The organism is Nocardioides carbamazepini (assembly GCF_024614185.1).
GTDB lineage: Bacteria > Actinomycetota > Actinomycetes > Propionibacteriales > Nocardioidaceae > Nocardioides > Nocardioides carbamazepini.
The window spans coordinates 413,010-427,096 of record NZ_JAHTLF010000016.1 but is presented as its reverse complement, the minus strand read 5'-3'; the positions used below and the strand labels follow the sequence as shown (position 1 = coordinate 427,096).

The window sequence follows — 14,087 nt, the reverse complement described above, 5'->3', positions numbered from 1 at the left end:
GTGGGAGCTGCTTGCGCTGCGGGCGAGGGTCATACGACGGCGGCGGGATCGGCGATCTCGCCCAGGGCCGAGGCGACGAGATCCGCGAGTTCCGCCGGTTCGGCCGGGCGCGGTGCCTGTGGGTGGTCCTCCCGGAGCAGGCGTACGTCCTTCTCGAGCAATTCCAGCTGGTTGCGCGAGAGCAGGTGCAAGATCGCGGACGCGTGGCTGCGACCGGACCCCCGGCCGAGTGCGCGGAGGAAGTCCTCGCCGGCGACTCCTTGCGAAGTGACGAACTCCAGGCAGCGAGCTGCGTTCGCGGCGTTGTAGGCGGCGAGGGTGTTGTTGACGAGCTTCACGAGTGCGGGGTCGCCGTGCCGGGGCAAGGTCACGATCGAGTCGGACAGGTCCGCGAGCAACGCCCCGTCCTCCTCCTCGCGCCACCCGGCGGCGTACATGGCCACCGTGCCGTCGCGAGCGGGTCGCTCGCCGCCGCTCACAGGGCACTCGACCACGCGCCCCAGCTCCAGTGGCGCTGGGAGCGGTCGCCGCCAGAAGCTGGGGCGCACGGTGCTGACGAGGAGGATGCGAAGCGATGTCGGTGCCGCCGCGCACGCGGCCAGAACCTGCGTCACCTGCTCCTCGGTCCGCACCGCCACCACGAGGTGGCCGATCCCGGACCAGTCGACGCTGCCCAGGTCGCGATGGGCCGTCCGCGCACCACTCTCGAGCCACGCCGTGCGGCGGCCGTCGTCGGGCTCCACTCCGACGACTGTCCACCCCCGCTCGTCGAGGCGGCTCGCCATCGCGTGACCGATGCCGCCCAGCCCGACCACGCACACGGATTCACGGAGCACAGCTGACCTCCAGGTCGATCGTCGCGGCATCCCAGATGGCATGATCCAGCCGACGCGGCGCCAGGCAGTCGCCCAGCCGGATGACCGGCCGGCTCTCGCCCGCGGCCCGCAGCGCCTCGTACAGGGACGTGTCGGCGTGGTTGCCGGTAGCGAGGACGACGTCATCGACATCGTCGAGCCGCCAGGTGCGGGCGTCGAAGACGCCACGCAGGACGAGATGGTCCTCGTCGATCCGCTGCACCCACGTCGAGGTGTGCAGCCGGACGCGGGCCGCGGCCAGCCGGCGGTGCAACGGCTCCAGGTTCGCGGGTCCCGCCCAGGACCCGGCGTGGATGGACCGGGTGACCAGGTGGGTCTCGATCCCCAGCGCCCCGAGGTGCTCCGCGACGGTCGTCGCCTGGCCGTGGGGGTCGTCGTCGACGACCACGGCCCTGACTCCCCGGGGACCGGCCGCCAGCACGTCCACCGCCGAGCGCACGTGCGGGCGGTCGTGTCCGGGCACGGCCGCCACCGCCGGTAGGGCGCTGGTGAAGCCGGTCCGGTCGGGAACCGAGCCCGTCGCCAGTACGACGACGTCGGCATCGCAGGCCATGACGTCGTCGATGCGCGCATCCCGACCGGTCACGAGATCGATCCCCAGGTCGCGGACGCGCTGGGCAAGGTGGTCCACGATCGAGCCCAGCTCAGCACGGGTGGGCACCAACCGGGCCCAGGAGACCTGCCCGCCCGGCCGATCGGCGCGCTCCCACACCGTCACTTCGTGACCCTGCTCGGCCAGGGTGACCGCAGCCTGCAGTCCAGCGGGGCCGGCGCCGACGACGAGAACCCGTCGCCGGCGACGCACGACCGGAGGCGGCAGCGTCTCGCGCCCCACCGCGACGTTGACCGTGCACCGCAGGGCGCCCCCGGCGAGCAGGCTGCCCAGGCAGCCCTGGTTGCACCCGATACATGGCCGGACGGCGGCATCCTGACCAGACCGCAGCTTGCGCGGCAGGTCGGGGTCCGCGATCAGGGCACGGGTCATGCCGACCATGTCTATCCGGCCGTCGCTCAGCACGCGCTCCGCATCGGAGCGATCCCTGATGCGGGTGGCGACCAGTACCGGGAGGTCGACCGCGTCGGAGACGGTGGCTGCTGCCTCGGCGAAGGTCGCGCGGGGAGCGGCCATGTCGGCGATCCACGAGGGATACAGCTCGTTGCTGCCCGCGCTGACGCTCAGGTAGTCGACAGCCCCGGAGCCCTGCAGCCTCCGCGCTACCTCGCAGGCGTCCTCGACGTCGAGCCCGCCCTCGACCAGGTCGGTGGCGTTCATCCGGACGCCGAGCAGGGGACCCCGGCCGACGGCATCGCGGACCGCCGCGACCACGTCCAGGACCACCCGCATCCGGGCCTCGAGCCCGCCGCCGTACTCGTCGTGGCGCCGGTTGACCTGGGGCGAGAGGAACTGAGCGAGCGCGTAACCCTGCGCCGCGAACACCTCGACACCGTCCCAGCCCGCGTCGCAGAGTGCGGCCGCCGCACTCGCGTGGGCGGCGATCATCTCCTGGATCTCGTCGTGCTCGAGCTCCTTGGGGATCTCTCGCACGACAGGGTCCGCGATGGCGCTCGGCGCCAGTAGCGGCAGGCGCTGCCAGGCCGACGAGCCCTGCCGACCACCGTCGTGCAGCTGACCCACCAGCACGGTGCCGTGACGGTGGACGGCCTCCGCGAGCGCGACGTGCCCTGCATGCGCGTCGGGGGCCGCGGCGAGGTTGACCAGAGGCGTGGTCCAGGTCCGGCGCCACACCGCCCAGCTGCCCGTGACGATCATGCCGGCGCCGCCGGCCGCCCGGGCCTCGTAGTAGGCGATCTGCTCGGGCGTCACCCGGCCGCCGTGCGCGAGGTGGGTCTGGTGCGGCGTGTTGACGATCCGGTTGGGCAGGACGTGAGCGCCGATCCGGAGCGGCGTGAACAACCGGCCAGCGTCGGTCGCAGCCCGGGTCACAACGCGCGCCCCCTCCAGGCCATGCCACCGTCAAGCGTCACGACCGTGCCGCTGGTGTAGGCCGATCGGGGCGACACCAGGAAGGTCGCCAGGTGGGCCACCTCCTCGGGGGTGGCGATGCGCTTGCCCGGGTAGTCCTCGACGTACTCCTGCCAGCGCTCGGCGTCGCCCAGTCCCTGGGCAGCGCGGTCGCGCAACGCGTTGACCAGGCGGTCGGTCTCGACCGGACCGGGGTTGATGCCGAGCACCCGGACACCCTGGTCCAGGGTGTAGGCGCCCACGGCCCTGGTCATGGTCATGAGCGCGGCGTTGGCCGCCGAACCGGCGACGTAGGTCGCGTCAGGGCGCTCCCCCGAGACGCCGATGATGTTGAGCACGACACCCGAGCCGCGGGCCGTCATGGCCTCGAGGGCCATCTTGGTCAGCTCGAGATAGCCCCACACCTTGAGATCCCAGCCCTGGCGCCAGGCCGTCAGGTCGGCACCGACGAGGCCACCCTGCGGGATCGCGCCGGCGTTGTTGACCAGGACGTCGACCTCGGGGATCACGTCGGACAGCTGAGCGCGGCCCGCCTCGGTGGACAGATCGAGCGCGACGTGGCCGAGTTCGATGCCGTGGTCCTCCCGGATCAGCGAGGCCAGCGCCGCCAGGGAGTCCGGCTCGCGGGCGACCACGCGGATGTCGCGCACACCCTCCTCCGCGAGGGACTTCACGATGGCCGCGCCGATGCCGCGCGAGCCACCGGTCACCAGGACCGTGTGGTGCTCGGTGAACCCCAGGTCCATGTCAGGCTCCCCACCCTCCGTCGACGGCGAGCACCTCGCCCGTCACGTACGGCGCCGACGCCAGCCAGACCACAGCGCCTGCTACCTCCTCGGGCCGGCCGAGCCGGCCCATCGCCGTGCGGCCCACCACTGCCTCCATCTCCGGCGATGTGCCGCCGACCGTGGCGACGGCAGCGTCCGTTCCGATGGGGCCGGGGGCCACGGCATTGACCCGCAGACCGGCCGCGCCGTACTCACGGGCGGCGGAGCGGGTCAGTCCCACCACCCCGTGCTTGGCCGCGACGTACGCCGAGCGGGTCGGCCACCCGGCGAGACCCCAGATGGAGGCGACGTTGATGATCGAGCCCTGCCGCGGCAGCAGGTGCGGTACCTGAGCCCTCATGCAGCGGAAGACACCGGTCAGGTTGACGTCGATGACCCGGTCCCAGTCCTCGTCGGAGAGGTCGGCCACCGCGGCGACGGCACGCACGCCGGCGTTGTTCACCGCGACGTCGAGGCCACCGAGCGCGGTAGCCGCCTCCTCGACCCCGGCCGCGACGGATGCCGACGACCGCACGTCGAGCTCGACGAACACCGCTGTGTGACCCGCTTGGCGCAGGGACTCGGCGGCCTGCCGGCCCTCCTCGGGCAGGACATCGCACAGGGCGACGGCAAAGCCGTCCTCGGCGAGCGCCTGCGCCGTCGCCAGCCCGATGCCGCGACCGGCACCGGTCACCAGCGCGCCGCGACGGTCCCGGCCCACCACGGCGTTCACAGAGGTGACTCGACCTTGACGGTGGGCGGGTTGGGCGGCATGAAGATCTCGATGAACTCCAGGTCGTCCGAGGTGCCGGTCTCGTTGTGGCGGTATCCACCGGGGATGAAGCACATCCCGTTCTGGTCGACCCGCTTGGTCTCACCGTCCTCGAAGGTCAGCTCGAGCCAGCCCTTGGTGACCAGGAGCCACTGGAAGTCGCAGTCGTGGTAGTGCCAGCCCGTCTCCTCCGACATGCCCTTCTTCATCCGGGTGACCTGCGTGCTGACCAGGCCCTTGCTCGCCTCGGCGACTCCGAGGTCGAAGTACTGGGCGAACGTGCGACGCCCGGGAATCTCGTCGCCGTCGGCGATAGCGACGGTGCGGGCCTGCATGCCCTCGGGGATGATGCGGTGACGCTCACTCATGATTTCCTCCGGTTCGATGGGTCGGGCTTCAGTGGTTGGTCGAGGTCGAGGTCGCTGAAGCTGGCGCCCGCGAGCGCGAGCGCCAGTACCTGCTGGTCGGCGGAGTGCGTGTCGCCGGCCTGCGATCGCCACCTCAGCATGGCGCCGGTGTGACGGTGGAGGGCGTGCTCCTGAGTGGTCCCGATGGCGCCGACCACCTGGTGTGCGGATCGCGCCACGACGGCGGCTCCGTGCCCGGTGCACGAGCGCGCCACGGCGACGGCGGGCTGCAGGACCTCCAGGTCGTCGCCGGCCCGCACGGCAACGGCGACGGCGGCGGCGGTCGCCGCCCTCGCCAGCGCAGTCTCGGCGGCCAGGTCGGCGACCAGCGCCTGCACAGCCTGGAACCTCAGGAGAGGGCGCCCGAACTGCTCCCGGGTCGCCGCGTGCTCGACCACGATCTCGGTGGCCGCCTCCATCGCGCCGACCACCTGGACGGCACGCACCAGCGCCGCGCGCACAACAGCGAGCTCGGCGACCTCTGCGGACAGCGGCTGCCACTCCACGGAGGAGTCCCAGCCGCCGGAGCCCAGCCGCGCACGCACCTCATCGACAGCGACGTCCGCCACGACCGGGCCGGACGTGTCCTCCCGGAGGACCGTCACCCGCTCGACGAGCGGGTGCAGGTCCGGCCGGCGGGCGCTGTCGTCGTCCCACCAGCAGACCCGCAGCGCCGGCACGACATCCGTGCTCAGGGTGTCGAGGATCCAACCGGCGACGAGATCGCTGTCGCCGACCGGCAGCTCGCTGGCCGAGCGTGCCAGGGCGGCGATGAGCTCGGCGGCCTCCCACCAGCTCGCGCCGCTGCCGCCCCGCGCCTGACTGCCCGTCAGGTCGGACAGCCCGAGCTCACGCAGCGTGGCCCACAGCACCGCGTCCTGGTCACCTCCGCCGCTGTGAGCCGCGGTGACCGCGGTGATCAGATCCCGGAGGTCCGGCTCCACCGCCTCTGCGCCCCAGCTCGCGCTGGTGCTCCGGATCATGGCTGCAGCCCTTTCGTGATGATGCCGCGCAGGATCTCGTTCGTGCCGCCCCGCAGCGTGAAGCCAGGGAGTTGCGCGGTCGCGATCCGCAGAGCGGCGTCAAGGTCATCGTCGTGCCGGGTCGAGCACGCGGTCAGCAGCGCCGCGAGCTCGACGAGATCCCCTTCGGTCGTCGTCCCGAGCGTCTTGACCATCGCCGCCGGCACGTCGGCCGGCGACCCCGCGTCCAACGTTCGAGCGACGGCGAAGGACATGTGGTGGAGTGCCTGGAGGCGCGCCACCAGTCGTCCCAGCTCCGCCGTCGGCGAGAGCGCACCGCGCCGCACCGCGGCGAGGAGGTGGGAGACGAGCAGGGCGACAGAGAGGAACCGCTCGGGTCCGCTGCGCTCGAAGGCGAGCTCGGACGTCACTTGGCGCCAGCCCTCCCCTTCGGTGCCGAGCAGCCGGCCGCTCGGGACGTGGACGTCGTCGAGCAGCACCTCGTTGAAGTGGTGGTCGCCGTTCATGGACACGATCGGGCTCACGCGGATGCCGAGCGCGTCGAGAGCGACGATGAACTGGGAGAGTCCCTGGTGGCGGTCGCCGTGGCGACCGCTGGTCCGGGCGAGGACGATCATGTGGTCCGCCCGGTGCGCCCCCGTCGTCCACACTTTCGTGCCGCTCAGCACCCATCCGTCGTCGCACGCGGTCGCCTTCGTGCGGACGCTGGCCAGGTCCGAGCCCGCGTCCGGCTCGCTCATGCCGATGGCGAAGAAGCAGCGACCGGCAGCGATGCGGGGCAGCAGCTCACGCTTGAGCTCCTCGGACCCGAAGCGCAGCAGACTGGGGCCGGCTTGGCGGTCCGAGACCCAGTGCGCGGCGACGGGTGCGCCGGCGACGAGCACCTCCTCGGTGACGACGAACCGCTCCAGGAAGGACCGGCCGGCACCGCCGTACTCCGGTGGCAGCGTCATGCCGACCCAGCCGCGCTCGGCCATCGCGCGGCTGAAGTCGGCGGACCACGCGGTCAGCCAGGCGTCGGGGCGTGGGGTGAAGGTGCCGCGGCTGAGCTGGTCGGCGATGAAGTCACGCACCTCGCCGCGCAGCTCGAGCAGCGCGCGCTCATCGATACCGGGGTGCGCCGTCGTGGTCACCGCGCGGCCTCCTCGACGTTGGTTTCCGGGGGGTCGCTGGCGGCGCGCACCACACCGGCGCCGAGGAGCGCCCGCACCTCGTCGTCGGCGTAGGAGGCCCGCTTGAGCAGCGCGACGGTGTCCTCCCCGAGGGCGGGGGCGTGGCGACGCAGGCGCACGGGTGAGGCGCTCAGTCGCAGCGGGCTGATGGTGCTGAAGTAGGCCCCCTCCGTCGGGTGCTCCTGTGCGGTGACGATGCGCTGCTCGCGCACGTAGTCGTCATCGATGACGTTGCCCAGCTCGAGCAGCGCGGCGGCAGGGATGTTGCGTCCGCGGCACAGCTCGAGCCACTCCTCGGTCGTACGCTGCGGCGTGCGCGTGTGCACCTGCGCGAGAAGGTCGCCCATGTGCTTGTGGCGCGACGCGACGTCGGAGAAGCGGACGTCCGCGGCCAGGTGACCGAGCCCGGCGGCCTCGAAGAAGTCGGACCAGTTGGCGTCGGAGTACGGCAGGATGCAGACGAAGCCGTCCTTGGTCCGGTAGGGCGTCCGCTCCGGGACGAGCACCCGCGACCAGCCGAAGTCACCCGCCGGCGGGTCGAACGTGTGCCCGCCGAAGTGCTCGACCAGGTTGAAGTGGATCATGGTGTCGACCATCGGAACCTCGACGTGCTGACCTTCTCCGGTCGAGTGCCGATGGGCGACCGCCGCGAGGATCCCGATGACGATGTGCAGGCCGCTGACCTTGTCGGCCACGACGTAGGGCGCGTACCTCGGTGAGCCGTCGATCCGGCCGGCGAGCGCGGCGGCGCCTGAGGCGGCCTGCACCATGTCGTCGTACGCCGGGTAGTCGCGTCGCTCGCTGGCCTCTGCGTAGGCCTGTGCAGTGCACAAGATGAGGTCGGGCCGGATCTGCCGCAGCCTCTCGTAGGTCAGGCCGAGGGACTTCCTCGAGCGGGGCCGGAGGTTGGTGACGACGACGTCGGCCTGGGCGACCAGGCGCTCGAGGACCTCGCGACCGTCCACCGACTTCAGATCCAGCGCCAGGCTCTGCTTGTTGCGCTGCAGGTTCATGGTCAGCGCGGTCATGCCGGGAGACCGGCTGGCGCCGATCTTGCGCGACATGTCGCCGTCGAGCGACTCGATCTTGATCACCTCGGCGCCCAGGTCCCCGAGCATGGCGGTCGCGTAGGGACCCATCACCACGGTGGTGAGGTCGAGCACCGTCAGTCCGTCCAGGGCACCTGGCTCCATCGTGGTCGTCTTCCTCGTCTCGGCGTGCGTGTGGTGGGTCATGCGCCGCTCCTGTCGGCACGCGCGCGCCGCCAGGCGTCGACCCGCTCGTGGTGCTCGGGGTCGCCATGAGCAAGGGGCTGCAGGGCCGCGGCCAGGCCGAGGACCGAGTCGAGCGAGTCGGTCCGGCTGGCCTGCAGGAGGCGCTTGGCCATGCGGACGGAGTGGACGGGGTTCTTGGTGATCCGCTCGGCGAGGGCGTGGGCGGCCGGCAGGAGCTCCTCGGCCGCTACGACGGCGTTGACCATCCCCCACTCGAGGGCCGTGGCGGCGGGCACCCGGTCGCCGGTCAGAGTCATCTCGGCGGCCCGCGCCTCGCCGACGACGCGGGGCAGGAACCACGAGCCACCGTCTCCCGGGATCAGCCCGACCTGGACGAAGCTCTCGGCGAAGAAGGCGCCGCTGGCCGCGATGCGGAGGTCGCACATCATGGCCAGGTCGCAACCCGCTCCGACCGCGGGCCCGTTGACCGCCGCGATGACGGGCACCTCGCACCGCACCATGGCACGCGGGATGCGCTGGATCGTGTCGACATAGGCATGGCGCTGGTCGAGCGGTGACAGGGCGAAGACCCCTCGGCGCTCGGCCATCTCCTTGACGTTGCCGCCCGAGGAGAACAGCCGGCCTGCACCGGTCAAGATCACGGCGCCGACCTCGACGTCACGGTTGACCCGGTCGATGGCACTCTCGAGGCAGGCGACGATGTCGGCGCCGGAGACGGCGTTCCCGGCATCGGGTACGTCGATCGTCCAGGTCTCGACAGCGCCCTCGCGGGCGATGTGTAGCGGTGGGGGCACGGTTCTCTTCCGATCGGGTTTCTCTAGAAAGGGATGTGGTGGGTGGGGTCGAGGCGTACGTCGACCACGACCGGCCCCTCCGGGCGGCGCAGCGCGGGCGCGAGCTCGCGGAGCTCGTCAGCGGAGCGCGCGGTGTGGGCGGCGGCACCGAGTCCGCGAGCCACCTCGGCCAGGTCGGGCCAGACGTTGTAGCTTGCCGCGGCGTCGAACCCCTCGGCCACGAGCTTCATGTACTCGGCGCCGTAGGCGCCGTCGTTGAGGACGACGACGACGAGGGGCAACCGCTCTCTCACCGCCGTGGACAGCTCGGAGGCGTTCATCATGAATCCCCCGTCACCGACGAGCACGACGACCGGTCCGCGGCCCTGGCGCGCGATGGCTGCCCCCGTCCCGGCCGCCAACCCCAGCCCGATCGACCCGAAACCGGTCATCGCCGTGAAGTCGCCCGGCCCGACACGATCCAGATAGGGCCATACGCCCGCGACGAAGCGACCCACGTCGCTGACCACGGCGGCGTGATCCGGCAGCACCTCGTTGAGCACCCGGCTGGCGATCCGGACGTCGACGGTCGATGCCGTCCCCTGGTCGTCCGGGACCCACGCCCCGACGGACCGTCGCGTCTGCTCGGCCTGGGCCGACCACGCACGCGCCGGCTCCACCTCCGCCTCGCGCAACGACTCGACCATGCGTGAGGCCACGATGGCGGCGTCGCCCACGACCGCCTCGTCCGGCTCGACGAGCCACCCGAGCTTCACCGGATCGGTATCGACCTGGACCAGGTGCTTGCCGGCGACCAGCTCACCGGCCATGGTCGTGTACTTGTTGAGCGTCGCGCCGAACGCGACGATGCAGTCGGCGTCGGCCAAGACCTGTACCGCGAGCTCGTGCGAGAGGCTGCCCATGATGCCGAGGTGACGCGGGTGGTCGGCGAACAGGCCCCGCCCCAGCGCCGTGGTGAAGAGCGGAGCGCCGAGCAGGTCCGCAAGCTCCTGCAGCGGCGGCCCGGCAGCCAGTGCTCCACGGCCGGCGAGCACGACCGGGCGGGACGCGGAAGCGATGAGGCCGAGCGCCGCGTCGAGGTCGGACGGCTCCGCGGGAGCCGGTGCGGGCGCCGGCTGCACTGTCGCGGCGCCCGGCGTCGCCTCTCCCTTGCCCAGGCCCAGCGGCAGGTTGAGCACGACCGGCCCGTCCTGCAGCCGGCGCACCGCCCGGCCGACATCGCGCCCGACCGACTCGGGACGGTGGACGTACTCGTGTGCCACGCCCAGCGATGCGCACACCGCAGCGATGTCCATCCGCTGCAGATGCGTCGCCTCAGGAGGTGTGTCTCCGGTGATGAGCAGGACGGGCGAGGGAAAGCGCTGTGCCTCCATCAGCGCGGTGAGCGAGTTGGTCACGCCGGGACCGTGTGTGACCGTGGCGACGCCGGGCCGTCCCGACATGCGGGCGTACCCGTCGGCCATGGCGACCGCGCCCGCCTCGTGGGCGACACGCACGAAGCGACCGCCACCGTTCTCGAACGCTCCGGCGACATACATGTTCGCGTCACCCATCAGCCCGAACATGGTGTCGGTCCCGTGCTTGGCGAGCAACGCCGAGACCTGCTCGTAGATCTTCACAGCGACCCCTCTCGTGACGCGCACCACTATGGCACCAGATCACCTTTCTACGCAATCCCATACGATTATGCGTAGTTACGTAATCAGTCCCAGATGATGCCGCTGTCGACGTTGAGAGACTGTCCCGTCACCCCCTGCGCGGCGTCGGAGGCCAGATAGAGGACCGCCCCGGCGATGTCGCGCGGGGCGGTGAGACGCCGCAGGCTCGATAGCGACGCCAGGGCCGCCCGCTGCTCCTCGACCGGGGCACCCCCCTGCTCGGCGCGTTCGCGTACGACCTGATCGAGGAGGGCGGTGTCGGTGACCCCGGGGCAGACCGCATTGACGCGGACGCCCAGGTGGCCCAGCTGGGACGCCGCGACTCGGGTCATGGCGAGTACCGCACCTTTGGTGCTGGCATAGGCGATGTTCGACGTACCCGACCATCCCTTGCCCGCGATGCTCGCGATGTTCACGATCGCGCCACCCCCGCGGTCGGCCATCACCTCGGCGGCTCGCTGCATGGCGAAGAAGCAGCCACGGGCGTTCGTGTCGAAGAAGAGGTTCCAGTCGTCGACGCCGACCTCGAAGAAGCCGAGCCCTCGGGTCACCGCCGCATTGTTGACGAGGACATCGAGACGGCCATGCGCCGCGACAACACCGTCCACGAGAGCCCGAACCGAGGCCGGATCCGCCATGTCGACGTACGTCCAGGCTGCCGCGCCGCCGCGCCCCCGGACATCCTCGGCGGTCGCGCGGCCCCCACCCTCGTCAAGGTCGGCCACGACGACGCGGTAGCCCTCACCCCCGGCCTGCAGGCAGATCTCGCGCCCTATGCCCTTCGCACCACCGGTCACCACCATGGTCCGCAACCATCTCACCTCGTTCTCCGCATTTACGTAGAGTGCTACTGGAATCCGTTAGACTCTAGAGCCAGAGGGTCGACGAAGGAATGCTCCGGGTTGTCGATGAGCATCTGTGGCAGGTGCCGGGCGGCCGGCCGGGCCGGGCGGTCTCCTCGAAGGGCCCGGTCAGGCGGGGGACGCGACGCCGCGGCGAGAGCCGCGCTTGGACGACGGGTGGGCCCGAGGCTTCGCCGACGATGTGGCGCGGTCGGTGTCCGCGAGGAACGCGAGAACGCGGCTAGCGAAGACGTCGGGGCACTCGATCTGCGGCATGTGACCGACCCCGGCGAACAGCTCCGTCTCCGCATGAGGGAACAGCCGCCGCGCCGCTTCGAGGTGGTGTGGTGGCAGGACGCGGTCCTGGTCGCCCCACAGCACCAGTGTGGGACAGGACAGCGTCGCGACCGAGCCGGTCAGCCGATCGCGCCAGTCGCTCCTGACCCGGCGCACGGTCGCGAGCGCTCGCACGGTCTCGAGCAGCACCGCCGCGGTATCGGGCTGAGCGGCGATCGCCAGGGCGTGGTCGACGCGCGCCGAGGTCGCCAGCGCCGGGTCCGCGAAGCTGAGCCGCTCGGCCATCAGCGCACTCCCCCGCGTGGTCCGGCGCACCGCAAGGCCGCCCAGCACCGGGGCTGCCAGCAGACGGAGCGGCAGCGCGACCTCCGCGCCGAAGCCCGCGCTGTTCACGAGGCCGAGGCTGGCCACCCGGTCGGGCGCGGAGACGACGAGTTGCATCGCGACCGCACCCCCGAGCGAGTTCCCGATGGCGTGCACCGGCCGCTGTTCGCCAACGGCGTCGAGGGTCTCGAGTACGCCGCCGGCCAGGACCTCCAGCGTCGTCGGCTGGCGTGACCGCGCTGAGAATCCGGAGCCGGGGAGGTCGAGGGCGATCACCCGGTGGGTGTCGCGAAGACGCGGGAACTGAGGTCCCCAGTCCTCGAGGCTGCGCCCGATGCCGTGCAGCAACACGACCGGCGGGCGCGCCGGATCGCCTTCGATGCGCACACGGGTGCGTCGACCGGCGACGGTGACGAAGGTCGGCGTGCTCATCGGGCCGTACTCGCCGCCAATGAGCCGAGCGCAGCGGCCTCGGCCACTTGGGCGAAGTGTCCGGCTGCCTCGGAGAACACCAGCCCGGAGTCCTCGATGGGGTCCGTGCCCAGGATGGTTCGATCCGCCTTGTAGTCCTGGTCGAGCCTCCAGGGGCCGCGCGAGCCTTGCTGCGGGAACAGGTGCATCGCCCGGTTCACGTACCCCGTGCCCATGTCGATCAGCGGCGCCATGGTCATCGTCGCGTCGTCGACGACCGGGGTGGCGGTGGCGAACCCGTTCCGGTCCATGTGCGCCAGCAGCCGGCAGAACCACTGAGCGACCAGGTCGGCCTTGAGCGTCCAGGCGTGATTGACGTAGCCGACGGTGAACACGAAGTTGGGGATGTCACTGACCATCAGGCCCTTGTAGGCGACGTGGTCGTGCAGGTTCACGCTCGTGCCGTCCACCTGCAGCGGGATCTTGCCGAACGGCACCATGTTCAGGCCCGTTGCAGTGACGATGACATCGGCCTCGAGCTCCGCTCCCGACGCCAACCGGATCCCCTGTGCGGTGAAGCGCTCGATGCGGTCGGTCACGACCGAGGCGGCGCCGCTGGAGATGGCCTTGAACAGGTCGGAGTCCGGCACCACGCACATCCGCTGATCCCACGGGGCGTAGCTGGGCTTGAAGTGCGTGTCCACGTCGTAGCCCTCGGGGAGGGCGCCCATGTTGACCCTACGGACGAGCGCCCGCATCTGCTTCGGGAACCGGCGGCTGGCCTTGTACAGCAGGTCCTGCTTGTTGACGTTGATCGATCGGGTGACCGCGTACGCCGCCCGCTCCGGGAGCAGTCGGCGCAGGGTGTTGGCGATCGGGTCCTGCCGCGGGGCCGGCAGCACGTACGACGGCGAGCGCTGCAGCATCGTGACGTGACCGGCGGTCTCTGCCATCGCGGGGATCAGGGTGACCGCCGTGGCGCCGCTGCCGATGACCACGACCTTCTTGCCCGTGTAGTCGAGGTCCTCCGGCCAGTGTTGGGGGTGCACGATGTCGCCCTCGAACTGCTCGCGCCCCTCGAAGTGCGGGGTGTAGCCGTTGTCGACGTCGTAGTAGCCGGCGGCGGAGAACAACATGCCGCACGAAACGTCGAACCGTTCGCCGTCACCGCTTCGCTCGAGCGTGACCACCCAGCGGGCCTCCTCCGTGGAGAAGTTCGCTGCGACCACTTTGTGGCCGAGGTGGAGGTGTTGAGACAGGTCGAACTCATCGACGGTCTCCTGCAAGTAGTCCAGGATCTCGTCGGCGTTCGCGATCGCGTTGTCGCGGGTCCACGGCTTGAACCCGAATCCGAACGTGTGCAGGTCGGCGTCCGAGCGGATCCCCGGATAGCGGAAGAGGTCCCAGGTGCCGCCGATCGCCTCTCGCGCCTCCACGATGGCGAACGTCTTGTCCGGCTGCAGGGTCCTGAGGTGGTAGCCCATCCCGATGCCGGTGAGTCCGGCGCCCACCACCAGCACGTCGACGTGCTCGAAGGTCGGGGGCGTTGCTGAGTCGCGGTTCATG

General features: G+C 71.1%; 13 protein-coding genes. All 13 read right to left on the bottom strand.

Annotation, left to right across the window (positions count from 1 at the left end):
* Window positions 1–29: 29 nt before the first annotated feature.
* A complete protein-coding gene (locus KVF89_RS14790; protein ID WP_257426592.1) occupies window positions 30–836 on the bottom strand; it encodes an NAD(P)-binding domain-containing protein in 807 nt (268 codons plus the stop codon).
* Window positions 826–2,790, bottom strand: coding sequence for an FAD-dependent oxidoreductase (locus tag KVF89_RS14785; RefSeq protein WP_257426590.1), 1,965 nt, complete (start codon window positions 2,788–2,790; stop codon window positions 826–828). Before KVF89_RS14785 ends, KVF89_RS14790 begins: the two co-directional genes overlap by 11 nt.
* A 26-nt stretch (window positions 2,791–2,816) precedes the next feature.
* A complete protein-coding gene (locus KVF89_RS14780) occupies window positions 2,817–3,605 on the bottom strand; it encodes a short-chain dehydrogenase/reductase (protein WP_257426589.1) in 789 nt (262 codons plus the stop codon).
* A gap of 1 nt (window position 3,606) precedes the next feature.
* Entirely contained in the window at window positions 3,607–4,359 is a 753-nt protein-coding gene (locus KVF89_RS14775) for an SDR family NAD(P)-dependent oxidoreductase (RefSeq protein ID WP_257426587.1), read from the bottom strand.
* Window positions 4,356–4,766 (bottom strand): cupin domain-containing protein, encoded by a 411-nt coding sequence (locus KVF89_RS14770; RefSeq protein WP_257426585.1) that lies wholly within the window; start codon window positions 4,764–4,766, stop codon window positions 4,356–4,358. The genes KVF89_RS14775 and KVF89_RS14770 overlap by 4 nt, the downstream gene beginning before the upstream one ends.
* On the bottom strand, window positions 4,763–5,788 hold the full coding sequence (locus KVF89_RS14765) for an acyl-CoA dehydrogenase family protein (protein WP_257426583.1): 1,026 nt from the start codon (window positions 5,786–5,788) through the stop codon (window positions 4,763–4,765). The genes KVF89_RS14770 and KVF89_RS14765 overlap by 4 nt, the downstream gene beginning before the upstream one ends.
* On the bottom strand, window positions 5,785–6,921 hold the full coding sequence (locus tag KVF89_RS14760) for an acyl-CoA dehydrogenase family protein (RefSeq protein WP_257426581.1): 1,137 nt from the start codon (window positions 6,919–6,921) through the stop codon (window positions 5,785–5,787). Before KVF89_RS14760 ends, KVF89_RS14765 begins: the two co-directional genes overlap by 4 nt.
* Window positions 6,918–8,195, bottom strand: a complete 1,278-nt coding sequence (locus KVF89_RS14755) for a CaiB/BaiF CoA transferase family protein (RefSeq protein WP_257426579.1) — start codon at window positions 8,193–8,195, stop codon at window positions 6,918–6,920. Before KVF89_RS14755 ends, KVF89_RS14760 begins: the two co-directional genes overlap by 4 nt.
* Window positions 8,192–8,989 (bottom strand): crotonase/enoyl-CoA hydratase family protein, encoded by a 798-nt coding sequence (locus tag KVF89_RS14750; RefSeq protein ID WP_257426577.1) that lies wholly within the window; start codon window positions 8,987–8,989, stop codon window positions 8,192–8,194. The genes KVF89_RS14755 and KVF89_RS14750 overlap by 4 nt, the downstream gene beginning before the upstream one ends.
* Window positions 8,990–9,012: 23 nt before the next feature.
* Window positions 9,013–10,608 carry a thiamine pyrophosphate-binding protein gene (locus KVF89_RS30425; protein ID WP_257426575.1) on the bottom strand — a complete coding sequence of 532 codons (1,596 nt, stop codon included), beginning with the start codon at window positions 10,606–10,608 and terminating at the stop codon, window positions 9,013–9,015.
* 83 nt (window positions 10,609–10,691) lie between these two features.
* Window positions 10,692–11,468: an SDR family NAD(P)-dependent oxidoreductase gene (locus tag KVF89_RS14740; protein ID WP_257426573.1), complete on the bottom strand. Its 777-nt coding sequence runs from the start codon at window positions 11,466–11,468 to the stop codon at window positions 10,692–10,694.
* A 150-nt stretch (window positions 11,469–11,618) separates the two neighbouring features.
* Entirely contained in the window at window positions 11,619–12,542 is a 924-nt protein-coding gene (locus KVF89_RS14735; protein ID WP_257426570.1) for an alpha/beta fold hydrolase, read from the bottom strand.
* A complete protein-coding gene (locus KVF89_RS14730; protein WP_257426569.1) occupies window positions 12,539–14,086 on the bottom strand; it encodes a flavin-containing monooxygenase in 1,548 nt (515 codons plus the stop codon). Before KVF89_RS14730 ends, KVF89_RS14735 begins: the two co-directional genes overlap by 4 nt.
* Window position 14,087: the final 1 nt, after the last annotated feature.

Bases quoted from the DNA above. Each gene is read 5' to 3' on its own strand.
- KVF89_RS14780 (WP_257426589.1), bottom strand. From the start codon at position 3,605: ATGGACCTGGGGTTCACCGAGCACCACACGGTCCTGGTGACCGGTGGC.
- KVF89_RS14770 (WP_257426585.1), bottom strand. From the start codon at position 4,766: ATGAGTGAGCGTCACCGCATCATCCCCGAGGGCATGCAGGCCCGCACC.
- KVF89_RS14765 (WP_257426583.1), bottom strand. From the start codon at position 5,788: ATGATCCGGAGCACCAGCGCGAGCTGGGGCGCAGAGGCGGTGGAGCCG.
- KVF89_RS14755 (WP_257426579.1), bottom strand. From the start codon at position 8,195: ATGACCCACCACACGCACGCCGAGACGAGGAAGACGACCACGATGGAG.
- KVF89_RS14735 (WP_257426570.1), bottom strand. From the start codon at position 12,542: ATGAGCACGCCGACCTTCGTCACCGTCGCCGGTCGACGCACCCGTGTG.
- KVF89_RS14730 (WP_257426569.1), bottom strand. From the start codon at position 14,086: ATGAACCGCGACTCAGCAACGCCCCCGACCTTCGAGCACGTCGACGTG.